The 25,266-nt window shown below is 66.7% G+C and carries 28 protein-coding genes; 9 read left to right on the top strand and 19 right to left on the bottom strand.

Features of this window, described 5'->3' with window-relative positions:
* Positions 1-49 precede the first annotated feature (49 nt).
* Positions 50-817: a cytochrome c oxidase subunit II gene (gene coxB, locus LPA44_RS00235; protein ID WP_230887595.1), complete on the top strand. Its 768-nt coding sequence runs from the start codon at positions 50-52 to the stop codon at positions 815-817.
* A gap of 54 nt (positions 818-871) precedes the next feature.
* Here the strand turns inward: coxB and LPA44_RS00230 are convergent, their stop codons facing one another.
* A complete protein-coding gene (locus LPA44_RS00230) occupies positions 872-1,702 on the bottom strand; it encodes a biotin--[acetyl-CoA-carboxylase] ligase (RefSeq protein ID WP_230887594.1) in 831 nt (276 codons plus the stop codon).
* A gap of 42 nt (positions 1,703-1,744) precedes the next feature.
* The gene (locus LPA44_RS00225) at positions 1,745-2,608 is read right to left on the bottom strand and encodes a cytochrome c oxidase subunit 3 (RefSeq protein ID WP_230887593.1); all 864 of its coding nucleotides are present in this window, start codon (positions 2,606-2,608) and stop codon (positions 1,745-1,747) included.
* Between the two features lie 99 nt (positions 2,609-2,707).
* On the opposite strand from LPA44_RS00225, the gene LPA44_RS00220 reads away from it, so the two are divergent.
* From LPA44_RS00220 to LPA44_RS00190, 7 genes are all read left to right on the top strand, one after another.
* Positions 2,708-4,081: a hypothetical protein gene (locus LPA44_RS00220; protein ID WP_230887592.1), complete on the top strand. Its 1,374-nt coding sequence runs from the start codon at positions 2,708-2,710 to the stop codon at positions 4,079-4,081.
* The gene (locus LPA44_RS00215) at positions 4,078-4,332 is read left to right on the top strand and encodes a DUF7410 domain-containing protein (protein ID WP_230887591.1); all 255 of its coding nucleotides are present in this window, start codon (positions 4,078-4,080) and stop codon (positions 4,330-4,332) included. The genes LPA44_RS00220 and LPA44_RS00215 overlap by 4 nt, the downstream gene beginning before the upstream one ends.
* A gap of 44 nt (positions 4,333-4,376) precedes the next feature.
* A complete protein-coding gene (locus LPA44_RS00210; RefSeq protein WP_230887590.1) occupies positions 4,377-4,739 on the top strand; it encodes a DUF7541 family protein in 363 nt (120 codons plus the stop codon).
* A 58-nt stretch (positions 4,740-4,797) separates the two neighbouring features.
* Complete coding sequence (locus LPA44_RS00205; protein ID WP_230887589.1) at positions 4,798-5,040, top strand: DUF6684 family protein; 243 nt, start codon at positions 4,798-4,800, stop codon at positions 5,038-5,040.
* A gap of 129 nt (positions 5,041-5,169) precedes the next feature.
* Positions 5,170-6,903: a cytochrome c oxidase subunit I gene (gene ctaD, locus LPA44_RS00200; protein WP_230887588.1), complete on the top strand. Its 1,734-nt coding sequence runs from the start codon at positions 5,170-5,172 to the stop codon at positions 6,901-6,903.
* 163 nt (positions 6,904-7,066) lie between these two features.
* Entirely contained in the window at positions 7,067-7,357 is a 291-nt protein-coding gene (locus LPA44_RS00195; protein ID WP_230887587.1) for a DUF7520 family protein, read from the top strand.
* Positions 7,358-7,398: 41 nt separating this feature from the next.
* Positions 7,399-8,190: a GNAT family N-acetyltransferase gene (locus LPA44_RS00190; RefSeq protein ID WP_230887586.1), complete on the top strand. Its 792-nt coding sequence runs from the start codon at positions 7,399-7,401 to the stop codon at positions 8,188-8,190.
* On the opposite strand, the gene LPA44_RS00185 is transcribed toward LPA44_RS00190, so the two are convergent.
* Positions 8,191-9,894 (bottom strand): acyl-CoA mutase large subunit family protein, encoded by a 1,704-nt coding sequence (locus LPA44_RS00185; protein ID WP_230887585.1) that lies wholly within the window; start codon positions 9,892-9,894, stop codon positions 8,191-8,193.
* A 104-nt stretch (positions 9,895-9,998) separates the two neighbouring features.
* Positions 9,999-10,226 (bottom strand): hypothetical protein, encoded by a 228-nt coding sequence (locus LPA44_RS00180; protein ID WP_230887584.1) that lies wholly within the window; start codon positions 10,224-10,226, stop codon positions 9,999-10,001.
* Between the two features lie 122 nt (positions 10,227-10,348).
* Between LPA44_RS00180 and LPA44_RS00175 the strand changes: the two genes are divergently transcribed.
* Positions 10,349-10,672, top strand: a complete 324-nt coding sequence (locus LPA44_RS00175; RefSeq protein ID WP_442903352.1) for a DUF7351 domain-containing protein — start codon at positions 10,349-10,351, stop codon at positions 10,670-10,672.
* An 8-nt stretch (positions 10,673-10,680) separates the two neighbouring features.
* On the opposite strand, the gene LPA44_RS00170 is transcribed toward LPA44_RS00175, so the two are convergent.
* From LPA44_RS00170 to LPA44_RS00100, 15 genes are all read right to left on the bottom strand, one after another.
* Positions 10,681-11,484 carry a CBS pair associated ParBc domain-containing protein gene (locus LPA44_RS00170; protein ID WP_230887582.1) on the bottom strand — a complete coding sequence of 268 codons (804 nt, stop codon included), beginning with the start codon at positions 11,482-11,484 and terminating at the stop codon, positions 10,681-10,683.
* A gap of 32 nt (positions 11,485-11,516) precedes the next feature.
* On the bottom strand, positions 11,517-12,926 hold the full coding sequence (locus LPA44_RS00165; protein ID WP_230887581.1) for a DHH family phosphoesterase: 1,410 nt from the start codon (positions 12,924-12,926) through the stop codon (positions 11,517-11,519).
* A 57-nt stretch (positions 12,927-12,983) separates the two neighbouring features.
* Positions 12,984-14,468, bottom strand: a complete 1,485-nt coding sequence (locus tag LPA44_RS00160; protein ID WP_230887580.1) for an NADH-quinone oxidoreductase subunit N — start codon at positions 14,466-14,468, stop codon at positions 12,984-12,986.
* Positions 14,468-16,018 (bottom strand): complex I subunit 4 family protein, encoded by a 1,551-nt coding sequence (locus tag LPA44_RS00155; RefSeq protein ID WP_230887579.1) that lies wholly within the window; start codon positions 16,016-16,018, stop codon positions 14,468-14,470. Before LPA44_RS00155 ends, LPA44_RS00160 begins: the two co-directional genes overlap by 1 nt.
* Complete coding sequence (nuoL, locus tag LPA44_RS00150; protein ID WP_230887578.1) at positions 16,019-18,097, bottom strand: NADH-quinone oxidoreductase subunit L; 2,079 nt, start codon at positions 18,095-18,097, stop codon at positions 16,019-16,021. It lies immediately after the preceding gene.
* Position 18,098: 1 nt separating this feature from the next.
* The gene (nuoK, locus tag LPA44_RS00145) at positions 18,099-18,404 is read right to left on the bottom strand and encodes an NADH-quinone oxidoreductase subunit NuoK (protein ID WP_230887577.1); all 306 of its coding nucleotides are present in this window, start codon (positions 18,402-18,404) and stop codon (positions 18,099-18,101) included.
* Entirely contained in the window at positions 18,404-18,718 is a 315-nt protein-coding gene (locus LPA44_RS00140) for a proton-conducting membrane transporter (protein WP_230887576.1), read from the bottom strand. The genes nuoK and LPA44_RS00140 overlap by 1 nt, the downstream gene beginning before the upstream one ends.
* The gene (locus LPA44_RS00135) at positions 18,715-18,984 is read right to left on the bottom strand and encodes an NADH-quinone oxidoreductase subunit J (protein WP_230887575.1); all 270 of its coding nucleotides are present in this window, start codon (positions 18,982-18,984) and stop codon (positions 18,715-18,717) included. Before LPA44_RS00135 ends, LPA44_RS00140 begins: the two co-directional genes overlap by 4 nt.
* Before the next feature lie 58 nt (positions 18,985-19,042).
* The gene (locus LPA44_RS00130) at positions 19,043-19,504 is read right to left on the bottom strand and encodes a NuoI/complex I 23 kDa subunit family protein (RefSeq protein ID WP_157502830.1); all 462 of its coding nucleotides are present in this window, start codon (positions 19,502-19,504) and stop codon (positions 19,043-19,045) included.
* Positions 19,501-20,553 (bottom strand): complex I subunit 1/NuoH family protein, encoded by a 1,053-nt coding sequence (locus LPA44_RS00125; RefSeq protein ID WP_230887574.1) that lies wholly within the window; start codon positions 20,551-20,553, stop codon positions 19,501-19,503. Before LPA44_RS00125 ends, LPA44_RS00130 begins: the two co-directional genes overlap by 4 nt.
* Positions 20,554-22,230: an NADH-quinone oxidoreductase subunit D gene (locus tag LPA44_RS00120; RefSeq protein WP_230887573.1), complete on the bottom strand. Its 1,677-nt coding sequence runs from the start codon at positions 22,228-22,230 to the stop codon at positions 20,554-20,556.
* A complete protein-coding gene (locus LPA44_RS00115; protein ID WP_230887572.1) occupies positions 22,227-22,934 on the bottom strand; it encodes an NADH-quinone oxidoreductase subunit B in 708 nt (235 codons plus the stop codon). The genes LPA44_RS00120 and LPA44_RS00115 overlap by 4 nt, the downstream gene beginning before the upstream one ends.
* Positions 22,924-23,328 (bottom strand): NADH-quinone oxidoreductase subunit A, encoded by a 405-nt coding sequence (locus LPA44_RS00110; RefSeq protein WP_230887571.1) that lies wholly within the window; start codon positions 23,326-23,328, stop codon positions 22,924-22,926. The genes LPA44_RS00115 and LPA44_RS00110 overlap by 11 nt, the downstream gene beginning before the upstream one ends.
* A gap of 133 nt (positions 23,329-23,461) precedes the next feature.
* Complete coding sequence (purE, locus tag LPA44_RS00105; RefSeq protein WP_230887570.1) at positions 23,462-24,073, bottom strand: 5-(carboxyamino)imidazole ribonucleotide mutase; 612 nt, start codon at positions 24,071-24,073, stop codon at positions 23,462-23,464.
* Positions 24,070-25,266, bottom strand: coding sequence for a 5-(carboxyamino)imidazole ribonucleotide synthase (locus LPA44_RS00100; protein ID WP_330166472.1), 1,197 nt, complete (start codon positions 25,264-25,266; stop codon positions 24,070-24,072). Before LPA44_RS00100 ends, purE begins: the two co-directional genes overlap by 4 nt.

Raw genomic sequence — 25,266 nt, 5'->3', positions numbered from 1 at the left:
CACCGATTCAGCACCTATTTATGGAACCGCTCCGAACGACCACGATAGTATGAGAGGCAAGCGGCTCGTACCCGTTCTCGTCGCCGCCGTCGGCTTCCTCGCCGCCTTCGTGGACCCGGTCGCTGCCCAGCAGTACCAGTCGGTGACCGAGGAGCTCATCCGCAACCTGAACTCGATGCTGCTCGCGGCCGCGCTCCCGGTCACGCTGCTCGTCGAGGGCATCCTCGTCTACACGGTGTGGAAGTTCCGGAACAGCGACGAGGCGAAACCGACCAAGGAGAACCGTCGGCTCGAAATCACGTGGACCGTCGCCACCGCCGTCGTCCTCCTGTTCGTCGGCGTCGCCGCCTACGGCGTGATGGCGCAGCCGTCGGTCACCGCGACGCAGGCCGACGCCCAAGAGGCGATGGCCGAAGACGACACCGTCGTCGTCGACTCCGTCGGCGTCCAGTGGTACTGGAACTACGAGTACCCCGAGGAGAACCTCACGGTGAGCTCCGGCGCTGCGACCGGTGACGTCGACGTCGGCAACCAACCGATGGTGGTCCCGGAGGACACGAAGCTCGTGATACGCACGAAGTCCACTGACGTGATTCACGCGTTCCACGCGCCCGAAATCGGCCTGAAGGCCGACGCCGTCCCCGGGCAGACCAACTACCTCATCACCGAGGTCAACGAGAAGGGCACCTACCAGCTCTACTGCGCGGAGTTCTGCGGCCAGGGCCACTCCGAGATGCTCGGCACCATCGCGGTCGTCGAGGAAGACACCTACCAGGAGTGGGTCGAGGACCCCGAGAACACGACCATCGACGTTTAACGACGCGACGCTTCTTTCGCCTACTTTCTCCCTCCGTTCCGCTTCGCCACGTAGTTACGCGCGTCGAAGCCGACTGCATTCGCCTTCCGTGACCGCGACGTCCTCGTCGCCAGTGTCGACGACGAGCGCGCCCCGCGACGTGACACGGGTGGCGTCGCCGACGACCGTTTCGCCACTCCGCGTCTCCACTCGCACGCGCTCGCCGAGCGTCGCACTGCGCTCGCGCCACGCGTCCAGCGCCGCCGCGAACCCGTCGTCAGTCCCGACGCGCTCGACCCACGCGAGCAGTCGCTCGTGGAGTGTCGCCGCGACTTCTGTCGCGTCCACGTCGCCGACTTCCGCTCGCAACGTCGTCACGTCCCTGTCCACGTCGAGGTCGCTCGGGTCGAGGGCCGCGTTCACGCCGATTCCCAGCACCGCGAACGACAACTCCGCGTCCGTGGGGTCCGTGCCCGGGAGCACTTCGTCGACGGGCTTGCCGGCGACCGGCACCTCGTCGACGACCGCTTCGGTGAGCACGCCGCAGAGCTTCTGCGAGTCGTCCCCGACGACCACGTCGTTGGGCCACTTCAGGCCCGCGTCCACTCCGAACGACTCGACGGTCTCGGCGGCTGCGAGCCCGCCCGCGAACGTGAGTCGGCCGACGTGGCTCGCGTCGAAGTCGGGGGAGACGAGCGTACTCGACCAGACGCCGCCCGGCGGCGACGCCCACACATTCCCCGTGCGGCCACGGCCCGCGGACTGCTCGTCCGCGACGACGAACGTGCCGTGGGCTGCGCCCTCGCGGCCCTCGGCGCGCGCGAGGTCGTTCGTACTCGGGACGGATTCACGGTGGACGACCGGCGCGTCGACGAGCGAGCGCAGCCGGTCGGCGTCGACTGTCATGACTACCGGTTCGCGGCAGCCGCGAAAAAAGACGACGGTCGCTTAGAAGCTGACGACCGCGCCGGCGTACAGCACGACGACGAGGAAGATCCAGACGGCGTCGACGAAGTGCCAGTACATCGAGACGGTGGCCACGGAGACGTCGCGCTCGTGGGAGTACTGGCCCTTGAACGCGCGCACGGTGACGATGGCGAGCAACACCGCACCCAGCGACACGTGGAGGCCGTGGAGGCCGGTCAGCCCGAAGAACGCGCTCTCGAAGATGCCGCCGGTCGGCGACAGCCCCTCGTGGACGATGAATTCGTAGTACTCGTACACCTGGCCGGCGATGAACACCACGCCGAGCACGAGCGTCGCGACGAGCAGCGAGAGGAACCGCGAGCGGTTGCCCTTCCGGAGCGCGACGTGCGCGAAGTGCAGCGTGATGCTGGACACCACGAGGATGGCGGTGTTCGCGAGGACGAGCGCGCCGAGGAACCCTTCGGGAACGTGCTGGACTGCCTGGGACCACTGCGAGCCCGCGCGGATGAAGAAGTAGTACGCGAACCCGGCACCGAACGTCGCAATCTCCGTGCCGAGGAACAGTATCATCCCCCAGCGGAGCGCGGTGCCGCCGGTCGTCTCCCGGCTCCAGAAATGTTTCACGAAGGCGTGGTACACCCAGCCGTACAGGCCCGCGAGGAAGACGAACACGCTCCCCACGAAGACGGCCGGACCCACCATCGGGGTGACGAACCCGAACGTCTCGTTTTGTCCGAGCACGTACAGCGCGGCGCCGATGTAGAACCCGGCGGCACCGACGGCGGTGACGAACGGCCACCAGCTGGCCTCGCCGAAGCCCTTCGGCCAGTCCTCCACGGCCGGCAGGTGGTGGCCGTGGTCCTCTGAGTCGTCCGTGACGGTCATACCAGCGAGTTGCGGGGCGAATACTAAAAACCCATCCAACTCCGTCCGCGCCGGAGCCGTACCGCAATCCTCACGAGGAGCCGCCGGTAACCCCCAGATATGTCTCGTCGCGGCGCGCGTGTGCTCGGTGCCGTCGTCGGCCTCGTCGCGGTCTGTGGCGTCGCCGCCGCGCACGGCGGCAGCCTCCGCGACGCCAGCGGGCAGGAATTGGCGGTACCGACGTGGCTGTTCCTCTCGACGGGTGGCGCCGTCGTCGGCGCGTCGTTCTTGCTGGCGAGTTTCGTCACGGACCGCGCCTTCGTCGCGGCCGTCCACGAGTGGCACCGCCACGTTCCCGCGCCCCGACGCGTGCTCGCGTGGGTCGGCCACGCCGTCGGTCTCGCGGGGCTCGTGTTCGTCCTGCTCACCGGGTTCGTGGGGCCGACCGAGCCGCTCCGGAACGGTGCCATCGTGCTCGTCTGGGTCGGCTGGTGGGCGGTGTTCGCGATGTCGACGTACCTCGTCGGGAACTCGTGGCCCGCCGTGAACCCGTTCCGGACGCTCACGCGCCCGGTCGCGTGGGTGCTCGACGGCCGCGACGTCGCGCTCCCGCCCGGTCGCGCGTCGTGGGCGTCGACAGCGTTCCTGCTCACACTCGTCTGGTTCGAGGTCGTCAGCCCGCTCGCCGACGAACCACGGATGCTGGCCGCGGCCGCGCTCGGTTACCTCGCGCTCTCCGTGGTCGGCGTCGTCGCGGTCGGCCACGACCAGTGGTTCGAGGAAGTCGACCCGCTCTCGCGACTGTTCGCGATGTACGGTTCGGTCGCGCCACTCCAGCGCACCGACGACGGCCTCGAACTCCGACTACCAGCGATGCGGCTGACCGACGACGTCGTCACTACGAACGGCGGCGTCGCGTTCGTCGTCGCGCTCGTCTGGGGGACGACCTACGACGGGTTCGTCGGCACGCCCGCGTGGGCGTCGTTCGCGCGCTCGGTCGTCGACGCCGGCGTCCCCGCGCCCGTCCTCTACCCGGCTGCGCTCCTCGTCGGCTTCCTCGGCTTCCACCGGCTCTACTGGTGGGCCGCCCGGAAAGCCCGCGACGTCGCGCCGACGTACACGGACGCCGCCGTACTCGCGCGCCGGTTCGCGCCGTCGCTGCTCGCCATCGCCGCGGGCTACCACCTCGCGCACTACCTCGTGTACGCGCTGTCGCTGTCCCCGTCGTTGTTCGGTGCGCTGCTCGCGCCGCTGGACCCGCCGGTCGCGCGCACGCTCGTGCTCCCGAGTTGGCTCTCCGGCGTCGGCGTCGCCGCGGTCCTGCTCGGCCACCTGCTCGCCATCTGGGTCGCCCACGCCACCGCCTACGACGAACTCCCGGGCCGCCTGCAGGCGATTCGCAGCCAGTACACGCTCACGCTCGTGATGGTGTTCTACACGATGACCAGCCTCTGGATAATCGGCCAGCCGGCCGCCGAACCACCGTTCCTATGACCGACACCACCGCTCCCGACGACGCACCCCGGTGCTCGTACTGCGGCGAGCCGTTCCCGACCGAGCGCCTGCGCGCGCTCCACCGCGGGCTCGAACACCACGAGCGCCTCGACGACGACGAGCGCGAGGCGTTCGAGGACGCCTACCACGACGAGAGCGAGGACCTCCGGTCGTTCCGGCTGCGCGCGCTCGCCGTGCTCGTCGCGCTGTACTTCGGCTTCCTGATGACGTACGCCGTGGTCGCCGTCTGAACGGAAGCGATGGCTTTCTAACCCACCGCGCCGAACGTCGTGGTATGGTCGAGCAAACGGAGCAGGGACTGAGCGACCAGTACCCGCGCGCCAGCCCGTGGCCGATTCCGCTCGTGTTGGGCCTCGTCATCTCCGAAATCGGCATCCTCTTCGACGGGCTGCTCCCCGTCGCGGTCGGTGGCCTGGTGTTGCTCGCGGGCAGCGTCGTCGGCATCCTCCGCGAATCCGGGTTCGCGTCCACGCTGTACCAGCCCGCGCTGGCGGTCGGCGTGCTGTTCGGGGCAGCCGGCGCCGCCCTCTACGTCGCCACGTCCGCGACCGCGCGCGGCCTCGCGCTCGGCGGCACGGGCATCGTCGTCGTCGCCGCCGCGGTCGCGCTGTTCCTCCTCGAAACCGGGCGTCTGTAGCCCGGGGCTGGCGCTGAATCCTCAACCTATATTTGTCCGCCGCTCCGAACTCCCGCTAATGAGTTCCACCATCTTCGACAAGGATACCCTCCTCGACCTCACGGTCAACATCGTCCCGCTGGCCATCCTCGCGTTCTTCTTCGTGGCCTTCGTGGCCGTGAACCCGTGGGGGTCGGGCTTTACGCTCGAACGCGTCATCCAATTCATCCTCGTCGGCTGGATGCTGGTCGGGCTCTCCATCCTCACGTACGTCGCCGCCAAGCGCATCGAGACCGGCGAGGAAGAAGTCGGCCCGCACTGAACGTCGACCACCCGTTCGACTCCACGCTCGCTCCCGCGCGAAATCTGCGCGGCGTCCCGCGATTCTCGGTGCGCGCGCTGGCGCGCCCAATCCTAAGCTTTCTTTACGGTCCGGTACTGACTGTGGTCCATGGCCTCGTCATCACTGGTGCTAACCGTGCTGATGGGCGTGCTTCTCGTTGCGGTGGCTGCTTCCCTCGCTCGTCTCGAGGACTGGCGGTCGTACACGCCTCTCAGCGACGTCGGCGGTGCGCTCGGGGAGCGCACCGAACACGGACACGAAGAGAAGCCGGGCGGCGTCGTCCGGTGGCTCACGACGGTCGACCACAAGGACATCGGGATTCTCTACGGCACGTACGGTGCCATCGCGTTCGTCTGGGGCGGCCTCGCCGTGCTCCTCATGCGCATCGAACTCGCCGCGCCCGCGACGGACGTCATCGGGCCAGCGCTGTACAACGGGCTCCTGACCAGTCACGGCATCACGATGCTGTTCCTGTTCGGGACGCCGATGATTGCGGCGTTCGGGAACTACTTCATCCCGCTGCTCATCGGCGCCGACGACATGGCGTTCCCGCGAATCAACGCCATCGCCTTCTGGCTGCTGCCGCCGGGCGCGCTCCTCGTCTGGGCTGGCTTCCTGATTCCGGGCATCGCGACCGCCCAGACCAGCTGGACGATGTACACGCCGCTGTCCATCCAGATGACCAGCCCCGCCATCGACATGATGCTGCTCGGCCTCCACCTCACGGGGGTCTCGGCGACGATGGGCGCGGTCAACTTCATCGCGACAATCTTCACCGAGCGCGGCGACGACGTCGGCTGGCCGAGTCTCGACATTTTCTCGTGGACGATGCTCACCCAGTCCGGCCTGATTCTGTTCGCGTTCCCGCTGCTGGGCAGCGCGCTCGTCATGCTGCTGCTCGACCGGAATTTCGGCACGACCTTCTTCACGGTCGCCGGTGGTGACCCGATTCTCTGGCAACACCTGTTCTGGTTCTTCGGCCACCCAGAAGTGTACATTCTCGTGCTACCGCCGATGGGTATCGTCAGCCTCGTGCTGCCGAAGTTCTCCGGGCGGAAGCTGTTCGGGTTCAAATTCGTCGTCTACTCGACGCTGGCCATCGGTGTGCTCTCGTTCGGCGTGTGGGCCCACCACATGTTCACCACGGGAATCGACCCGCGGCTCCGCGCGAGCTTCATGGCGGTGTCACTCGCGATTGCGATACCATCCGCCGTGAAGGTGTTCAACTGGATTACCACGATGTGGAACGGCAAGCTCCGGCTCACCGCGCCGATGCTGTTCTGCATCGGCTTCGTCCAGAACTTCATCATCGGCGGCGTCACCGGCATCTTCCTCGCCGCCATCCCCGTCGACCTCATCCTCCACGACACTTACTACGTCGTCGGTCACTTCCACTTCATCGTCTACGGGGCCATCGGCTTCGCGCTGTTCGCGGGCACCTACTACTGGTTCCCGATGGTCACCGGTCGGATGTACCAGAAGCGGTTCGCGCACGCGCACTTCTGGCTCGGCCTCGTCGGCTCGAACCTGACCTTCCTCGCGATGCTGTGGCTCGGTTACGGCGGCATGCCGCGGCGGTACGCGACGTACCTCCCGCAGTTCGTCACCGCCCACCAGATTGCGACCGTCGGCGCGTTCCTCATCGGCATCAGCACCCTGCTGTGGGTGTGGAACATGGTCGTCTCTTGGAAGGAGGGCCCCAAGGTCGACAGCGGCGACCCGTGGAACCTCGACGAGACGGGCCAGCTTACCAACGACTGGGAGTGGTACGAGCAACAGCGCGACTCGCCCGTCCCGGCGACGGACGGCGGCGAACCCGACGACGCCCAGTCCGCGGACTGAGACGCACGGCTCTTCTTTACGCGAGAACGAGTACGAAGCCGGTCAGGAACATCAGGAGTGCGATACCCGCCAGCACCACGAACATGAGCTCCTTGTCTTCCATACCCGGCTTGTTGGCGGCGACACCGCAAAAGGCTACCCACTCCGCTGCCTACGACCGCGTGTGAGCGAACGCGACACGCGCGGCCGACGAGTGGTGCTGTGGATGTACGCCTCCGCGGTCGCCGTCGCCGGGCTGTTCGGCTACGTGCTCGGCATCATCGTCTACGGGGACGGCGGCGGCCCCTCCGGGCCGCTCGTGGAGGGGTCGGGCGCAGCCTACGGTGCCGTCGGCCCGATTACGTTCCAGTTGAACCCGCTGAACCTCGCGCTGTTCGGGGTCGTCTCCGTGGGGATTCTGCTCGGAATCGGCCTCCTGGCTATCATTTTCGTCTCCGAGCGCGCCGACGCCTGACCGTTCGTGGACCGCGGGTAGGTATTAGTGGATGGAACCACATGCCAACGGACATGAAGATTCGGGAAGCCACTCACGACGACGCGGACGGCATCCGGCGCGTGGCCGAGGCGTCTCTCGAAGCGACGTACGCCGGCCAGCTCGGCGAGGACATTGTCGCGGCCGCGGCCGACGAGTGGTACGGCGCGGAGCGCCTCGCCGGCCGCCTCGACGCCGACGACGTCGTCTACCTCGTCGTCGTGGACGACGACAGCGTGGTCGCGTTCTCCGAGAGCGAATTGGACGTCCGCCAGCCCGACGGCGACCAGTCGTCGGCCTCCACGGCCGGCGTCGCGGCCATCCAGTGGCTACACGTCCACCCCGACCACCGAGACCGGGGACTCGGCGGTCGGCTGCTCGAACACACCGAGACCGAACTCCTGGAGCGGGGCGCGAACCGCGTGGAGGGCCGCGTGCTCGCGGCGAACCGTGCGGGCAACGAGTTCTACCAGGCGAGCGGCTACGCGCGCACCGGCAAGCGCACGCTCGACATCGCCGGGGAGACGTACACCGAACACCTCTACGTCAACCTCCCCGCGGACGAGGCCGCGCAACTCACGGAGGAACACGAGGTCGACGGTGGCACCGTCTTCGTGGCGTACGACGAGCGCGAGCGCGGCTCGAAGGCCCCCTTCTACGCGGCCTACAACACGCCCGACCGCGCGGACCGCTACGGCTTCTACTGCGCGAACTGCGGGTCGCTGGACACCTCGATGGACGCGATGGGGCGCGTGGAGTGCAGCGAGTGCGGGAACAAGCGGAAGGCGACACGGTGGGACTCGGCGTACCTCTAATCAGGCGACCGCGGCGGTCTCCTGGTAGCCGCCGAATTCGTCCTCGAACACCTGCATGATTTCGCCCATCGTTGCGTACGCCTTCACCGCGTCCACGATGTAGGGAACCGTGTTCTCGTCGGCGTGAATCCCCTCGCGGAGCGCGTCCAGCGCGTCCGCGACCGCGTCGTCGTCCCGTTCGGCTTTCACGTCCTCCAGCCGGCCGAGTTGGCGCTCGCGCGTGGCGTCCTCGTCGACGTGGAGCGTGTCCGGGCTGGTGTCTTCCTCGACCTCGTAGGCGTTGACGCCGACCACCGTCTCCTCGCCGTCGTCGACGCGGGACTGGTACTCGTAGGCGGCCTCCTGAATCTCGCGGTGGAAGTACCCCTCCTCGATGCCCGCGAGCACGCCGTCCCGAATCGAGCCGTCGCCTTTCGCCTCGATTTCGTTGATGTACGCCATCGCCTCCTCCTCGACCTCGTCGGTGAGGGCTTCGACGGCGAAACTCCCGCCGAGCGGGTCGACGATGTCGGCGGCGCCGGACTCCTCGGCGATAATCTGTTGGGTGCGGAGCGCGACCCGCACGGCGTCCTCGCTGGGGAGCGCGAGCGCCTCGTCGTAGGAGTTCGTGTGGATGCTCTGGGAGCCGCCCAGAACTGCCGCCAGCGCCTGCAGCGTGACGCGAGCGACGTTGTTCAGCGGCTGCTGGGCGGTCAGACTCTGCCCCGCGGTCTGCGTGTGGAACTTCAGTTGCTTGGAGGCCTCCGCCTCGGCGTCGTAGCGTTCCTCCATCACGCGGGCGTAGATGCGGCGGGCGGCGCGGAACTTCGCTATCTCCTCGAAGATGGAGTTGTGCGAGTTGAAGAAGAAGGAGAGCTGGGGGGCGAAGTCGTCGACGTCGAGGCCGCGGTCGAGGGCGTCCTCGACGTACGCGAACCCGTCCGCGAGCGTGAATGCCAACTCCTGAACCGCGGTCGAGCCGGCTTCGCGGATGTGGTAGCCCGAGATGGAGATGGGGTGGAACTTCGGCGTCTCCGCTGCGCAGTACTCCACGACGTCGGTCACGAGGTCCAGCGAGGGCTCCGGCGGCACGACCCACTCCTTCTGCGCGATGAACTCCTTGAGCATCTCGTTCTGGAGGGTGCCCCGAATCTCCTCGCGGGGAACGCCCTGCTGGTCGGCGAGCGCGAGGTACATCGCGTAGATGACTGGCGCGCTCGGGTTGATGGTGAACGACGTCGAGACTTCCGAGAGGTCGATGCCGTCGAACAGAATCTCCATGTCGCGTAGCGTGTCGACGGCGACGCCCTCCTTGCCGACCTCGCCGAGGCTCATCCGGTCGTCGCTGTCCAGCCCCATCAGCGACGGCATGTCGAAGGCCGTCGAGAGCCCAGTCTGGCCGTTCTCGATGAGGTAGTGAAAGCGCTCGTTGGTCTCCTCGGCGGTGCCGAACCCCGCGAACTGCCGCATTGTCCACGTGCGGCCGCGGTAGCCGGTCGGGTAGACGCCCCGGGTGTACGGGAACTCTCCGGGGAATCCGAGGTCCTCGGTGTAGTCGAGGTCCGCGACGTCCTCCGGGGTGTAGAGCCGGTCGACTTTAACGTTGGAGACGGTGGCGAAGCGCTCCTTGCGCTCGCCGTAGGCGTTGAGCACGGGGTCGAGGGTGTCGTCCTCCCAGTCCTCCCGTGCCTCGCGGATGTCGGCGAGATCCTCGTCGTCGTACATGCCCTCAAATCTTGCCGGGAGAATAATGAAGGAACCGGTCGGATGGGTGGACGACGCCAGGCGGCCACCTTATTGCGAGCGTCAAACCAGTCAGTAGTGCCCCATTACGCCTTCACGGCGCGTCCACTGTGGCAGTAATGGAAGGCAGCGTAGCCGGCGACGAGGTAGCCCACACCCGTCACGACGAGGATGCCGGGTTCGGTGGGCGGAAGGTTCCAAAGCGCGACGACGTCCTGCATCGCGGTCCGCAGGAGATTGTCACCCTGGGCGAGCGGAAGCCACTTCAGCAGCGGGTACTGTGCGACGGGGACGGCGATGAGCCCGATGAACACGAACTGTACGAGTTGGAGGGGGCTCTCGATGCGCTTGAAGCGGATGGCAAGCCTGCCGAAGACGAAGCCGACGCGTTCGGAGTGCTCTTTGACCCCGTCCGCGTTGCTCCCCTCCGCGAACTTTGCTTCGTTTGCTCCGCGCCGGTCGCCGTCGAGGGTTTGAGAAAATCGAGGACGGTCATGTCAACGCCACGTTTGCCTGCGAGAACTGCTGGCTGTCGCTGATGACGCGGGCCGCGGTCATGGGTTCACCGGCAGTCGTCCCGCTGTACTACGACCATGGCGTTGACGTGCAGCGTGAACTCCCTGCAAGCCTGTCGTTCGTGTGGGATCCGGACAGCGCCGACCTCACGGCCGACGCGACGGCTGTTGAAGTCACAGTCACCGTCGATGGCGACGACGTGACGTTGCGGGTTGACGACACGCTGGCCGTCAACGAGGTGTAGGCGTCCGGCTACTGGAGGCGCTCGATTGTCTCTACGAGCGGGTGGTGGGCGTAGTCCACGACGTGGATGTCAGAAATCGACTCCAGGCCCTCCTTGTCCGCGGTACGGGCCATCCCTAGATCGACGCGGCGCTCCAGGACGATGACGTAGGCGTCCATTTCATCGATGCCCGCGCGTTCGGCGGCCATCACGCGGTGGTGGCCATCCGCCAGCAGGAGTTCGACGCCGCCGTTATCGATGACGACTAGCGGCTCCGCGAGGCCGTGTTCGAGTTCATACTGGCGCCCCTCTAATTCGTCGGCGTACACCTTCCCCTGTGTCGGCACCAACTCGTCCAACTGGACAGTGCGTCGCTCCTCTCTGGCTTCGATGCCGTGAATCGTCTCTAGCGTGCGCTTGAGCTTCCCGACCTTCTCGGGGGTGGCGCGCTCGATCTGCGAGCGGATGACGTCGGAGTTCGAGATGATGCCGACGAGGTTGCCCGCGTCGTCGACGACTGGGAGCTTCTGGATGCCCGATCGCAGGATGACGCGGGCGGCGTCGGTCACCTTCATCTCGGGATGGGCGACGATGAGCTCGTCGCTCATCACCTTGAACACGAGTTCGTCGGGGTCGGAGAGGAGGAGGTCCCGCGCGGAGACGAACCCTTCGACACGTCGCCCCTCGGTCACCGGGAAGCCGTTGTGTTCGCTCTCGGAGATACGGGTCGCGACGTCGCGTACCGTGTCGTCGGGGGAGACGGTCGCGACGTCACGGGTCATGTAGTCGTCGACCGTGGGTTTCGCGCCGTTGTGGTCGAGGGCCGAGTCCATCACGTGCCCGTTACGCGTCGACCGGGAAAAACTCACCCCCCGCGAATCGCTTCGAAGAACCGCGTCGCTACCACGTCCTCGACCATCTCCGTGAGCGTCTGCTCGGCTTCCTCGCCGACATCGTCGAACAGCCCCAGTGGGAGTTGTGCGCCCGCCATGTCCGCGTGGCCGCCCGCGCTCCCCATCTCGTCGAACGCCGACCGCAGTACCGCGCCGAGGTCCTCGTCGCTGCCCCGCGACCGCGCGGAGACGTAGATGGTACCCTCGCTATAGCCGTAGACAAACGTTACCGTCACGCCCCGCATCGCGAGCAAGCGGTCGGCGGCCTGTGCGAGCGTGTCGCGGTCGGAGATGGCACCGACGCAGGATGCCAGCACGGACCCGTCGAGTTCGCGGTTGCGGATGGCCCGCGCGATGGTGTCGAGGGTGTCCGCGCTCACAGACGGGCTCTCGATGCGCTCCAAGACGTCCGTGTCCGCGCGGTCCAGCAGCCACGCGCCCGCCTCGAAGTCGTCGGTCGTAATCTCGCGGGCGAAGTCGTCGGTGTCCACGCGGATACCGTATAACAGCGCCGTCGCGACCTCAGTCTCGACGTCGAGACCGAACCCGCGAATGTACTCGACGAGAATAGTGCTTGCCGCGCCCAGCCCGGGGCGGATGTCTACGAAGTCGGCCTCCACGTCGTCGTTCGGCGGGTGGTGGTCGACGACGATGTCGACCTTCGTCTCGGGGTCGAGTTGGTCGTTGACGCCGGGTGCGGAGTGGTCAACGAGCGCGATGGCGTCGAAGTCCAGTTCCTCGCCAACTTCCACGTTCCGGACCTCGAGTTCGAGGAGGTTGACGAACGCGCGGTTCTCTTGGTGGGAGATCTCCCCGAAGTAGCACGCCTCCGTCTCGACGCCGAACTCCGCGGCGATGCGCGACAGTCCGACTGCCGTCGCGATGGCGTCAGGGTCGGGGTTGTCGTGCATGAACACGCCTATCGTCCCGTCGATGGCTTCGAGCGTCGTGCGTAGTGCCTGCAGTCTCTCGGAGCCCTCGGCGGTCGCGACCTCCTCGATGTGGTCGAGTATCGCCGCCCCGGGGTCGATAACGCGGTCGGCAACCGCGCCTAGCGCCTCGCGGTCGTCGCTGGTCGCCTCGAATCCGAGGTACGCCACGAGTTCGGCGTCCGGGTAGACCTCGCGGGCGGCCTCCGCGGCCAGCCGGTTGGCGGCGGCCCCGTCGGTCGCCACCAGGACCACGTCGACGTCGCGCTCCAGCCCGCTAATCTCGTCGGGGTCGGTGACGTCCCGGACCTCGGCGGCGACCTTCTCGTTGCGTAGCGACTCCACGCGGCTCGCGTCGCTGTCGAGCACGAACAGCTCGCCGCGGCGCTGTGAGAGGTGTTCGACGAGGGCGTGGCCGGTCGTGCCGCAGCCGAGCACGAGCCGAGAAACCATTCGTTGACCCGTGATAGCTCCCGAATCCGCTAAAAGGTACCGTTGTGCCCCGTTCGCTTACAGCGCGAACAGGACGTCGGCAGCGTGGACGGCGGTCTGCGCGACCGGGTCGAACGCCACCAGCAGGACGACCGTCGCCACCGCCGCCGCGACGACGGCGGTGTAGAGGCCGGTCGGCGTCCCGGCCAGCGAGAGGTCGTCGCTGGGGTCCTCGATCCAGATTGCCTTGACGACTCGCGAGTAGTAGTACAGCGATAGTGCGCTGTTGATAGCCGCGATGGCCGCGAGCCACGCGAAGCCAGCCTGGACGGTCCCCGCGAACAGCAGGTACTTCGAGAGGAAGCCGCCGCCGACCGGGAGGCCGGCGAGGCTGAACATGAACACGGTCATCGCGACACACGCCACGGGGGCGCGGGTCGCGAGGCCGTTGTAGTCCTCGAACGTGCGGCCCACGTCCCAGTACTCGACGAGCGCGACGAACAGGAACGCACCCGTGTTCATGAAGCCGTAGACGAGCAGGTGGGTCATCGACGCGCCGAGCACGAAGGCGTTCGCCTCCGCGGCGCCGCTCTGGAGCGCGGCCAGCCCCATCAGCACGTAGCCGGCGTGCCCGATGGAGGAGTACGCGAGCATCCGCTTGACCTCGTTCTGCGTGGCCGCCGCGAAGTTCCCGAGGGTCATCGTGACCACCGCGAGCACGGCGAACAGCAGTGACCAGTCGATGGCCACGGCGGCCACCGCGTCGAGCGGGAACGCGGTCGTGAACACGCGGAACGCGACCGCGAAGCCGGCTGCCTTCGATGCCGACGAGAGGAACGCGCTAATCGGCGCGGGCGCGCCCTCGTAGGCCTCCGGCGCCCAGAAGTGGAACGGCACCGAGGCCGTCTTGAACGCGAACCCACCGGCGAGCATCAGGATGCCGAGGCCAAGCACGCCGCCGAACTGGTTGCCGGCGACTTCGGCCGCGATGTCGTCCAGCAGGAGCGTCCCCGTGGTGGCGTACACCAGACTGATGCCGTACACCATCACGGCGGAGGACAGCGCACCGATGAGGAAGTACTTCAGGCCGGCTTCGACGCTGCCACGGTCGGTCTTCAGGAACGAGACGAGCGCGTACGACGGGAGGCTCGCCAGTTCCAGCGCGACGAACACGGTCACGAGGCTGTTGGCGGCCGCCATCAGCGACATGCCGGTCGCCGCCAGCAGCACCAGCGAGTAGTACTCGGAGACGTGCTCCTCGCCCTCGATGTAGTCGTAACTCCCGATCACGACGAGCGTGGCGACGCTTGCGACGACGAACGCGAAGAACAGGCTCAACGCGTCCACGACGAGCGCGCCGTCGAACTGCACGAACCGGTAATCGCCCGAGCCGGCCGCGAGGAACCACACCGCAGTCGCGGCGGCGGCGACGGTGCCAATGGCGCTCACCGACGCCAGCAGCCCGTTCTTCCGGGTGTCGGGCGCGATAATGTCGATGCCGAACAGCACGATGGCCGTCAGCCCGAGCAGAATCTGGGGCGTCAGCGGTGGCAGTTCCACCATCAGAGCTCACCCCCGGTGAGGAAGGCAGTTGCCTCCGGCAGCGAGTCCACCATCGGGTTGACCGCGTCCTGAATCATGCCATAGAACACCTCGGGGACCGTCCCGAGCACGACGACCAGCAACACCAGCACGACGATGGCTGCCGCGTCGTGGGGCGCTGCGGGCACGATGTCGTAGTCCGTGTCCGCGCTGAACGGCCCGAAGAGGACGCGCTGCATCGCGAACAGCAGGTAGCCCGCGACGACGACGATGCCGAACATCGCCAGCGCCGTGAACAGCTGCGCGTACGGGAAGGTGGCGCTGAAGCCGCCGAGGAAGATGAACAGCTCGCCAGCGAAGCCCGCCATCAGCGGCAGGCCCATGTAGCCGAACGCCGCGGCGACGAACACCGCGGCGGTCACCGGCATCTTGTCGGCGATGCCGGAGAGGTCACCGACCATGCGCGTGTGGGCAACGTTGTAGATGACGCCGACGCACATGAACATCAGCCCCGAGATGAGGCCGTGGGCGACCATCTGGAAGGTCGCGCCGCCGAGCCCGTAGACGTTGTACGCCACGAGCCCGAGAATCACGTACCCCATCGACGATACCGAGGAGTACGCGACGATGCGCTTGAGGTCCTGCTGGGCGAGTGCGAGCATCGCGCCGTAAATCACGGAGACGACGGCGAAGATAGCGATGAGCACCGCGTAGTCGCGCGCGACGCCCGGCAGCATCGTGAAGTTGAACCGGAGCAGTGCGTACGTCCCCATCTTCAGGAGCACCCCAGCCAGCATCACCGAGGCCGGCGTGGGGGCCTGCACGTGGGCGTCCGGCAGCCACGTGTGCATCGGGACCAGCGGCACCTTCACCGCGAACCCGAGGAACATCGCGAAGAACGCGACGACCTTCAGGGTCTCGGCGCCGAGGCCGTACGTCGTCTGGAAGTTGCCGGCGTCGAGCGCGGCCGCGATGGCCGGCAGGTCCATCGTCTGCACCGGGAGCGCGAACACGAGCGCCACGAATCCGATGAACATCACCAGGCTGGCGACGTTCGTGTAGACGAAGAACTTGATTGCCGCGTACTTCCGCCGGGGGCCGCCCCAGATGCCGATGAGGAAGTACATCGGCACGAGCACGAACTCCCAGAAGACGAACCAGACGAAGAAGTCCAGTGCCGTGAACACGCCCAGGAGGCTCGCCAGCATGAACAGCATCAGCGAGTAGAACTGGCTTTGGCGCTCCTGAATCGGCGTCCACGCGCTCACGATGGCGAGCGACGTCAGCAGCGTCGACAGGACGACCAGCGGCATGCTGATGCCGTCGAGGCCGACGTGCCAGTTGAGCGCGTACGGGCCGACGCTAATCCAGCGTGCAGTCGTCTCGAACGCGAGGTTCCCGCTCTCGAAGAGCGCGTTACCGCTCGCGTCGAACTGTCCGAACATCCAGAGGCTCCCCGCGACGGGGAGCAGACTCAGGGCGAACGCCAGTTTGCCCGCGACCTCGTCGGGTGCGAGCATGACGACGAACGCCGAAACCAACGTGACGGCGATGAGTGCTTCAATCAACATTCAGAACCACCCCTCGAGGAGGCCGAAGGCCACCAGGAGGACGACCAGACCCAGCGTCAACAGGGCGGCGTAGTGCGTCACGAGGCCGTCCTGAATCCGCTTGACGCGGCTGCCGGCGAACAGACTCACGCTGCTGACGCCGTTGACGACGCCGTCGACGATGCCCTGGTCGAACGTGTCGGCGGCGCGGGCGAGCGGGAGCGTGACGCCTTGCGCGAGCCACACCTGGTACTCGTCCTGGTAGTAGTTGTTGTACAGTACGGTCTTGACGCCGCCGAGCTTCTCGGTGTGCTCGGTCGGCGAGTCGACGTTGTACAGCACCCACGCGAGGCCGGCGCCGCCGAGCGCGAGCGCCAGCGAGACGGCGCCCGGCGCAAGCGGGCCGATGTCCGCGGCGTGGTAGCCGGCGAACTGTTCGAGCAGGTGGTGGTAGTTGTCGTAGCCGAGCGCGGCGAAGTCGCTGGCCTCCGGAATCACCAGCCACTGGTGGAGATACTCGATGTGGAGGCCCGTGAGCTCCGCGACGGGCGTCATGTTCACGAGGCCGACGGTGGCCGCGAGAATCCCGAGGACGACCAGCGGGAGCTTGACGTTCCAGCGGACGCCGTGGGGGTCGCGGGCGGTGTCGCTACGGGGTTCGCCGTGGAAGGTGAGGAACACCATCCGGAACGTGTAGAAGCCCGTGAAGAACACCGCGAGCAGCCCCATCGCGTACGCGGCGAGCAGAATCGGGCTGTCGCCGGCGCCGTAGATGAGCGCCTCGTAGAGGATTTCGTCCTTCGACCAGAAGCCCGAGAACGGCACGATGCCGGCGAGCGCGAGGCTGCCGGAGAGGAACGTGTAGTAGGTCACGGGCATCTTCTCGCGGAGGCCGCCCATGTCCCACATGTCCTCGTTGTGGTGCATCGCGATGATGACCGACCCGGCGCCCAAGAACAGCAGCGCCTTGAAGAACGCGTGGGTCATCAGGTGGAAGGTCGCAGCGATGTAGCCGCCGGTGCCGAGGCCGAGCATCATGTAGCCGTACTGGCTGATGGTCGAGTACGCCAGCACCTGCTTGAGCTCGTCCTTGACGACACCCATCGACGCGGCGAACAGCGCGGTGAACCCGCCGACCAGCGCGATAATCGCGAGGACGGTCGGGAGCAGCGCGTAGAAGCCGTACATGCGCGCGACGAGGTAGACGCCGGCCGCCACCATCGTCGCGGCGTGGATGAGCGCGGAGACGGGCGTCGGGCCCTCCATCGCGTCCGGCAGCCACGTGTGCAGCGGGAACTGCGCGGACTTGCCGACGACGCCGCCGAGCACGAGTAGGCCGAGAATCGCGAACCACGTCTCGGCGTTCATGCCGATGACGTCGAGGAAGTGCGCGACGTGTTCGGGCATCGTTCCCTCGCCGCCCGCAGCCGCGAGCGCTTGCTCGGCGAGGTGCGGGAAGCTGTGGACGCCGTCACCGACGGCGACGAACCGCGCGGTGCCGAACGTCGCGAGGATGCCGACGACGCCGATGAGGAAGAAGTAGTCCCCGAAGCGCGTGACGAGGAACGCCTTCTTCGCGGCGCTCGGCGGGCCGGGCTCCCGGAAGTGGAACCCGATGAGCAGGTACGAGCAGAGCCCGACCAGCTCGAAGAACATGAACGCCATCAGGAGGTTGTCCGCGACGACGAACGCCAGCATCGAGAACGTGAACAGGCCGAGGCCGGCGTAGTACCGCGGGAGGCCGGTCTCGCCCTCGTCGTTCATGTAGCCGAGGCTGAACACGTGCACGAGGACCGCGACCAGCGACACGATGACCAGCATCATCGCCGACAGCGGGTCGACGAGGATGCCGAAGTGGAGACTGAACGTGTTCTGGCCGACGACCCACGTGTAGATATCCTGTGCGTGGTAGCTGCCGCCACTCACCGTCAGGAACGTCCAGATGGACAACAGCAGCGACCCGGCGGTCGCGAGGATGCCGGGAATCGCGCCGCCTTTCGGCAGCAGCCGCGGCGCGAAGTGGCCGACGAGCATCGCCACGAGGAACGCGGCGAACGGTAGTAGCGGAATGGCCGGAGTGAAGTCGAATGCACCTACCATCTTACCACCTCATGGTCGTCGCGTTGCGCACGTCGACTTCGTCGAAGTTCCGGTACAACACGAGCACGATGCCGAGGCCGACGGCGACCTCCGCCGCGGCCAGCGCCATCACGAACAGGCTGAACACCTGGCCCGTCGCGTTCCCGTAGAAGTGCGAGAACGCCACGAGGTTGATGTTCGCCGAGTTCAGCATCAGCTCGACGCTGATGAGGAACATGAGCGCGTTCTCGCGCGTGAGCACGCCGAACACACCCGTGCAGAACACGGCCGCGGACAACAGGAGGTAGTACTCGACGGCGACCGCCATTACTCGCCGTCACCCCCTTCGTTGTCGCGGCTCGCGAGCAGCACCGAGCCCTCCAGCGCGGCGTCCAGCAGCAACGCGACGATGATGAACGCTGCGAGGAAGCCCTCGCTGGCGACCGTGTTCTCGCCCGCGACGTCCATCAGGCCCAGCAGCGCGTAGCCGATGGTCGCCGTGAGGTTCGCGTCGCCGGCGAACCCGGCCGCGCCCTCGAACCCGGCGCCGAGGAACACAGCTGCGAGCACCGCGAACAACGCGACCGCGACGACGCCCGTCGCGAACGTCGACGGGTCGCGCAGTCGTGGTCGCGTCGTCATGCGTTAGTCACCTCTCCTGTACCTCCAGTTTGACGCGTGAGCATCACTGCGAACGTGATGAGGATGAGGACGCCGCCGACGTAGACGAGAATCTGCATCGCGGCGACGAACTCCGCCTGTAACATCACGTAGTGCACGGCGAAGCTCATCAGCGAGCCGCCGAGCAGCAGCGCGGAGTGCCACACGTCCCGCACCAGGACAGCGCCGAGACTGCACGCTACAGTGAGCAGCGCGAACAGCCCGAACGCGATTGTTTCGGTCGTCATTTCAGTCACCTTGTGGTTCGCAAATACGCCCTTTGTAGGTTTCGAGACGGGCGCGCAACTACTGGTAGTCGACCTCGCCTTCGCCTTCGCCGACCCAGGAACCCCGGTCGGGTTCGCGGGACGCCAGCGGGTCGAGGTCGTTGTACCACGGCACGTTCTTCAACTGTTCTTTGTTGAACACGAGGTCGTGTTTCGTGTCCCCGGTGAATTCGAAGTTCTCCGTGAGGAGAATCGCGTCCACCGGACAGACCTCCTCGCAGAGCCGACAGTAGATGCACTGTCCGACGTGGAGGTTGTACTGCTCGCCGTTGCGCTGTTTGTCCGTGACAATCTGGATGGTGTCGTTCGGGCAGACGTTCTCGCACTGGCGACACCAGATGCAGCGCTCCTGGCTGAATTTGTGCACCCCGCGGAAGCGCGGACTGACTTCGGGCGCTTCCTCCGGGTACTCGACGGTGAACGTCTCACCGTCGAGGGCGTGTTTCATCGTCGTTGCCATCCCTTTGAGTAGTCCAATCATAGTCCGAGCACCCCGAGGATAACTGCGGTGAGCAGGAGATTAGCGAAGGAGAGGACCAGCAGGCCCTTCCAGCCAATCTCGATAATCTGGTCGATGCGCACGCGGGGGACCGCCGACCGGCACCACTGCGTGAACAGGAACACCGCCCAGATTTTGATGGTGAACCAGACAAACCCGGGCAGGAACGGTCCCGCCGGGCCGCCGAGGAACAGCGTCGCGATGATGGCGCCGCCGAGGAAGATGTGGACGAACTCGCCGAGGTAGAACAGCACGAAGTACACCGAGGAGTACTCGGTCTGGTAGCCGCCGACGATTTCGGTCGGCGCTTCGGGCGTGTCGAAGGGGTTGCGGCCTACCTCCGCGAGGTTCGCGATCATGAACAGCACGAACGCGAACGGGTTGACGAACGCGAACCACGCCGGAATCCGGATGCCGGCGATGGTCACCAGTTCCACGGTCTGGGCGGCGACGATTTCGCTCATCTGGAGCGACCCCGTGAACAGCACGACGGAGGCCGCGGTGACGACGAGCGGAATCTCGTAGGCGATGTTCTGGGCGACGGCGCGTAGGCCGCCGAGGAGGCTGTACTTGTTGTTCGACGCGTACCCGCCCATCAGGAGGCCGAGGCTCGCAATCGACGCGATTGCGAACACGAACACGAGTCCGGTCTCGGGGTCGGCGAGGTGGATGCCGTTGCCCATCGGGATGACGGCGAACGCGAGCAGCGCCGAGCCCGCGAGCACGACCGGCGCGATGTCGTACGCGGGCCGGTCGGCGCCTTCGGGGATGATGAGTTCCTTCGACAGCAGGCGGACTGCGTCGACGATGATGGTCCCCAGCCCCATCGGGCCGATGCGGTTGACGGAGATGCGGTCCGTGAACGCCGCGGTGATTTTGCGCTTCGCCCACGGGCCCGCGAACGCGGTCATCGTCAGCATGATGGTGCCGACGAGCGCCGCGCCCAGCAGCATCGAGAGCAGTTCCCCGGCGAAGCCGCCGATGCCGAGGATGTCCTGGATGGTGTCGGGGAGTGGCGTCGCCGTCGCCATCTATCGGTCCACCTCCCCGAGAATCACGTCGAGGCTGCCGAGCGTGGCGACGAGGTCGGGGATGTACTCCCCGGTGGACATCTCCTTGAGCGCGGAGAGGTTCGAGAACGCCGGGCTGCGAATCTTGAAGCGCCCGGGCTTCTCGGTGCCGTCCGCGCGGATGTAGATGCCGAGTTCGCCCTTCGCGCCCTCGACGGCGCGGTACGTCTCCTTGCCGGCTTCGGGCTTGAGGGTGCGCGGGACGTTGGCCTGAATATTGCGCTCGTCCTCGGGCCAGTCCTCCAGCAGGTCGACGCACTGCTCGATGATGCGGGCGGACTGCTCGATTTCGCGCATCCGCACGAGGAGGCGCGCGAAGTTGTCGCCGCCGTCCTCCGTGACGACGTCCCACTCTAATTCGTCGTAGTAGCCGTAGGAGTCGTCGCGGCGGAGGTCGTAGTCGATGCCGGAGCCGCGGGCGACCGGGCCCGTGACGCCGTAGTTCTTCGCGACCTCGGGGTCGAGGTAGCCGGTGTCGACACACCGGGACTGGAAGATTTCGTTCTCCGTGATGAGGTCGTGGTACTCGTCGAGCTTCGCCGGGAGGTCGTCGAGGAAGTCCCGGACGTTCTCGAAGTACTCGTCGCGGGGTTCGGGGATGTCCCAGACGACCCCGCCGAGGCGGAGGTAGTTGAACATCATGCGCTGGCCGGTGAGGTCCTCCAGGAGGTTCTGGACGATTTCCCGGTCCCGCATGCCGTACATGAAGATGGCGGTGAAGTCGCCGTAGAGGTCCAGCGCGAACGTCGCGGTGGCGAGCAGGTGGCAGGCGATGCGGCACATCTCCGAGCCCATCGTCCGGATGACCTGCGCGTACTCGGGGACCTCGATGTCCGCGAGGTCCTCGGCGGCGCGGGCGTACGCCCACTCGTTGATGATGCCGCCCGGGCCGTAGTCCCAGCGGTCGGGGTACGGCATAATCTGGTAGCGGTACGTCCCCTTCTGGGCCATCTGCTCCTCGCAGCGGTGGAGGTAGCCGATGTCGGGGTTGACGTCCGCGACCTGTTCGCCGTCCAGCACCGTCTCGACGTGGAGGACGCCGTGCGTGGCGGGGTGGTGGGGACCGATGTTGAGGAACATCGTGTCCGAGTCCTCGCCGCCGCGGGCGTGGTCCTCCAGGGGGTTCTTGTTCTCCTCGAACGTGACAATCTGGGGCTTGTCCTGGTTGTAGTCCAGACCCAGGGGGTGGCCCTGCCACGTGTCGGGGAGGAGGATGCGTTCGAGGTTCGGGTGGTCGTCGTACTGGACGCCGACGAGGTCGTAGGCCTCCCGCTCGTGCCAGTCGGCAGTGCGGAAGACGGGGGCCGCGCTCTCGCTGACCGGCTCCTCGCGGGACGTCGGTACGACGATGCTGACCTCGTTGGTCGGGTCGTCGTACTGCTTGAGGTGGTAGATGCTCTCGAAGCGGTCCTCGTGCTCCTCGGCGGTGACACACGAGAGGTGGTCGAAGCCGGCGTCGTCCTTTAGCGTCTGGAGGACGTCCTGGACGGCGTCCGCGCGGACGACGTAGGCGTCGGCGTTGAGGTGTTCCTCGCGGTCGAGGACGTGGTCGCCGAGCAGCGCTTCGATGGCGTCACCGTCGACGTCGCCCGACTCGGTCGTCGGGGGTTCGACGTTGCGCTCTTCGTACGTACTCATGGCGAATCAGCCCAGTTGTAGCGCATGACGAGGGTCTCCTCGTCGATGTCGTCGGCGAGCTTCTGGACCATCTCGTCGCGGTCGAGGTCCCCGAACTGTTCGAGCTCGTAGGGCTTGACCGTGACCGGCGATGACTCGCCGTTGGCGATGCGTTCCTGGAGTTTCGCGACGCCGTAGACGAGCGCCTCGGGGCGGGGCGGGCAGCCCGGGATGTGGATGTCGACCGGGATGACTTCCTCGGCGCCCTTCACGACGTTGTATCCTTCCTGGAAGGGGCCGCCGGAGGTCGAACAGTTCCCCATGTTGACGACGAATTTCGGCTCCGGCATCTGGTCGTAGACGCGCTTCATGCGCGGGGCGAACTTCGAGACGATAGTCCCCGGCACGATCATCACGTCGGCCTGCCGCGGCGACGCGCGGGGGACGCCGGCGTGGAAGCGGTCCAGGTCGTGTTTGACTGAGTACGTGTGCATCATCTCGATGCTGCAGCAAGCGATACCGAACTGCAGCATGAACATACTCGACCCGCGAACCCAATTCATGAATTTGTCGAACTTCGTGAGGATGAACGGCGTCGAGCCGAACGCCTCGCGGAGCTTCGAGTTGAACCGGCTGTCGACGCCCTCCCCCATTCGGGCTTCGCGGGTGTCCGTCAGCGGTTCGCTGGTTCCCGTAATACTGTCGCGTGGTTGGTCACTGCTCATGTGGTTTTCCTCCGTGCCGTGGTGTCCGCACCCACTGAACGACGCCCTTGCGCCACGCCCACGCGAGGCCGACGACGAGCACGCCGATGAAGACGAGCATCGGCAGCAGTGCCCGCGTCAGGCCGGCGGACTGGACGGCGTCCTGGTAGATGACGGTCCACGGGAAGATGAGAACGGTCTCGATGTCGAACACGAGGAACAGCAGCGCGACCATGTAGTACTGGATGTTGAACTGGACGCGCGCGTCCCCCGTCGGAACCTCGCCACTCTCGTAGGTGGCTCGCTTCCCTTGTTCAGGTACGGTCGGGCGCAGTAGCGAGGACACCACCATCATCGATGCGGGGATGAGGATGCCCACGAGCGCCAACATACCGATGGCGATCCATGGATTCATAGGAGTGTCTCCGTGACGAGCGGGAGTTTGGACCCCACGCCCATAAACGTTGATTTATGCCCGCACGCCCGCAGGCGGGAGAATTCGAGGGTTTCAGGGCGACTGCGGCGTTCGGGCGTCCGGGAGTGTCCGGTCAGTCGCGACTCGCCCGAAAGCTTGGCGTCCCGCGTTCGTGGAGTTCGCGGGAGACGTCCGCGACGCCGTCCCGGCGTTCGGCGTGGAGGTCGCGGAGCCGCTGGGCGAGTTCGTCGTCGCTGGTCGCGAGGAACTGTGCGGCCGACAGCCCGGCGTTGTAGGACTTCCCGGCGTCGACGGCCGTGATGGGTGCGCCCGTCGGCATTCCGATGACCGAGTCGACGGACTTCTCCTGCACGGGGACGCCGACGACCGGAATCGGGTACGCAAGCGACGCGGTCATGTTCGGGAGGTCCGCGGACTTCCCGCCGGCACCCGCGATGATGACGTCGAGCCCGCGGTCGGCGGCGGTCTCCGCGTACGCGTACATCAGGTCCGGTGTCCGGTGTGCGGAGACGACCCACGACTCGAAGGTGTACCCCGAAGGCGGGTCGTCGTAGTCCGTGACTTCCGCGAAGCCGAGGTCGGTGAGCGCGTCGTGCGCGCCCGCCATCACGTCGAGGTCGCTGTCGCTGCCCATGATAATCCCGACGTCGGGCGTCTGCTCGCTGGGACGGTCCCGCTGTGCTTCCGATTCGAACAACTCGACGAGGTCTGCTACTGTAGTCATGAGTCTGAGGGAGTGAACGAGAGCGCGTCGCGGGCGGCGCGAGCACGCATCAGGAGTTCGCCGCGGTCGTCGCCGACGACTGTGACGTGGCCCATCTTCCGGAGCGGGCGGACATCGCGTTTGTCGTACCAATGGAAGGCGATACGGTCGTCCCGCAGCGCACTCGACACGCCCGCCAACTCGGCGGGGCGCTCCTCGTCGTCGGGGTCGCCGAGCACGTTCGCCATCACGGTCGGCTGGCGGAGCGTCGTGTCCCCGAGTGGCAGCCCGCAGAGCGCGCGGGCGAACTGCTCAAACTGCGAGGTGTGACAGCCCTCGATGGTGTAGTGCCCGGAGTTGTGCGGGCGGGGCGCGACCTCGTTAACGAGAATCCGGCCGTCCACCTCGAACAGTTCCACGCCGAAGACGCCGCGGCCGTCGAGCGCGTCGAGCACGTCGCGGGCGACCTCGGTAGCCTCCTCGCGGACGCGCTCGCTGGCGCGCGCCGGCACGACCGACTCGCGGAGAATCTCGGCCTCGTGAACGTTCTCCGCGACCGGGAACGTCGCCGTCTCGCCGTCGCCGCTGGCCGCGATGACCGAGAGTTCGCGCTCGAAGTCCACGAGCTTCTCGGCGACCATGCCGTCGAGGCCGTCGAACGTCTCGCGAGCCTCCGCGACCGACTTCACGGGCGCGTTCCCGCGGCCGTCGTAGCCGCCGGTGCGCGCCTTCAGCATCAGCGGCCGGCCGAATTCCTCGAAGGCGGCTTCGAGGTCGTCGGCGTCGTCGACCGCGCGGAACGGCGGGACCGGCACGCCCGTGTCCTCGAACGCCCGGTTCTGCACGAGTTTGTCCTGAATCGTCTCCAGCGTCCCCGGGGACGGGTGGACGGGCACGTCGTACTCGTCGCTCACGTTCGCGAGCACCGCGGGGTCCGCGAGCTCGATTTCGTACGTGAGCACGTCCGCGCGCTCGGCGAGCTCGCGGATGGCGTCGCGGTCGTCGAATCCACCGACGATTTGGTCGGCGGCGGGCGGGCACGCCGGGCAGTCCAGCGTTGGGTCGAGGACGACCACGTCGACGCCCAGCGGGCTCGCGGCTTCCGCGAGCATCCGGCCCAATTGGCCGCCGCCGACGACCCCGACTGTCGCTCCGGGAACGGGTACCGTCATCACCCGCGACTTCCGCCTACTCCTGCATAAGAATTGCCGAAT

Origin of the sequence: Halobacterium sp. KA-4 (assembly GCF_021028995.1) — an archaeon.
GTDB lineage: Archaea > Halobacteriota > Halobacteria > Halobacteriales > Halobacteriaceae > Halobacterium.
The sequence above is the reverse complement of the archived record's forward strand: the minus strand, read 5'-3'. Positions and strand labels throughout refer to the sequence as shown.

What these genes read in the sequence shown, in the direction of transcription:
- coxB (WP_230887595.1), top strand. Translation starts at nt 50, where the DNA reads ATGAGAGGCAAGCGGCTCGTACCCGTTCTCGTCGCCGCCGTCGGCTTC.
- LPA44_RS00230 (WP_230887594.1), bottom strand. Translation starts at nt 1,702, where the DNA reads ATGACAGTCGACGCCGACCGGCTGCGCTCGCTCGTCGACGCGCCGGTC.
- LPA44_RS00225 (WP_230887593.1), bottom strand. Translation starts at nt 2,608, where the DNA reads ATGACCGTCACGGACGACTCAGAGGACCACGGCCACCACCTGCCGGCC.
- LPA44_RS00220 (WP_230887592.1), top strand. Translation starts at nt 2,708, where the DNA reads ATGTCTCGTCGCGGCGCGCGTGTGCTCGGTGCCGTCGTCGGCCTCGTC.
- LPA44_RS00215 (WP_230887591.1), top strand. Translation starts at nt 4,078, where the DNA reads ATGACCGACACCACCGCTCCCGACGACGCACCCCGGTGCTCGTACTGC.
- LPA44_RS00210 (WP_230887590.1), top strand. Translation starts at nt 4,377, where the DNA reads ATGGTCGAGCAAACGGAGCAGGGACTGAGCGACCAGTACCCGCGCGCC.
- LPA44_RS00205 (WP_230887589.1), top strand. Translation starts at nt 4,798, where the DNA reads ATGAGTTCCACCATCTTCGACAAGGATACCCTCCTCGACCTCACGGTC.
- ctaD (WP_230887588.1), top strand. Translation starts at nt 5,170, where the DNA reads ATGGCCTCGTCATCACTGGTGCTAACCGTGCTGATGGGCGTGCTTCTC.
- LPA44_RS00190 (WP_230887586.1), top strand. Translation starts at nt 7,399, where the DNA reads ATGCCAACGGACATGAAGATTCGGGAAGCCACTCACGACGACGCGGAC.
- LPA44_RS00185 (WP_230887585.1), bottom strand. Translation starts at nt 9,894, where the DNA reads ATGTACGACGACGAGGATCTCGCCGACATCCGCGAGGCACGGGAGGAC.
- LPA44_RS00170 (WP_230887582.1), bottom strand. Translation starts at nt 11,484, where the DNA reads ATGGACTCGGCCCTCGACCACAACGGCGCGAAACCCACGGTCGACGAC.
- LPA44_RS00165 (WP_230887581.1), bottom strand. Translation starts at nt 12,926, where the DNA reads ATGGTTTCTCGGCTCGTGCTCGGCTGCGGCACGACCGGCCACGCCCTC.
- LPA44_RS00160 (WP_230887580.1), bottom strand. Translation starts at nt 14,468, where the DNA reads ATGGTGGAACTGCCACCGCTGACGCCCCAGATTCTGCTCGGGCTGACG.
- LPA44_RS00155 (WP_230887579.1), bottom strand. Translation starts at nt 16,018, where the DNA reads ATGTTGATTGAAGCACTCATCGCCGTCACGTTGGTTTCGGCGTTCGTC.
- nuoL (WP_230887578.1), bottom strand. Translation starts at nt 18,097, where the DNA reads ATGGTAGGTGCATTCGACTTCACTCCGGCCATTCCGCTACTACCGTTC.
- nuoK (WP_230887577.1), bottom strand. Translation starts at nt 18,404, where the DNA reads ATGGCGGTCGCCGTCGAGTACTACCTCCTGTTGTCCGCGGCCGTGTTC.
- LPA44_RS00140 (WP_230887576.1), bottom strand. Translation starts at nt 18,718, where the DNA reads ATGACGACGCGACCACGACTGCGCGACCCGTCGACGTTCGCGACGGGC.
- LPA44_RS00135 (WP_230887575.1), bottom strand. Translation starts at nt 18,984, where the DNA reads ATGACGACCGAAACAATCGCGTTCGGGCTGTTCGCGCTGCTCACTGTA.
- LPA44_RS00130 (WP_157502830.1), bottom strand. Translation starts at nt 19,504, where the DNA reads ATGATTGGACTACTCAAAGGGATGGCAACGACGATGAAACACGCCCTC.
- LPA44_RS00125 (WP_230887574.1), bottom strand. Translation starts at nt 20,553, where the DNA reads ATGGCGACGGCGACGCCACTCCCCGACACCATCCAGGACATCCTCGGC.
- LPA44_RS00120 (WP_230887573.1), bottom strand. Translation starts at nt 22,230, where the DNA reads ATGAGTACGTACGAAGAGCGCAACGTCGAACCCCCGACGACCGAGTCG.
- LPA44_RS00115 (WP_230887572.1), bottom strand. Translation starts at nt 22,934, where the DNA reads ATGAGCAGTGACCAACCACGCGACAGTATTACGGGAACCAGCGAACCG.
- LPA44_RS00110 (WP_230887571.1), bottom strand. Translation starts at nt 23,328, where the DNA reads ATGAATCCATGGATCGCCATCGGTATGTTGGCGCTCGTGGGCATCCTC.
- purE (WP_230887570.1), bottom strand. Translation starts at nt 24,073, where the DNA reads ATGACTACAGTAGCAGACCTCGTCGAGTTGTTCGAATCGGAAGCACAG.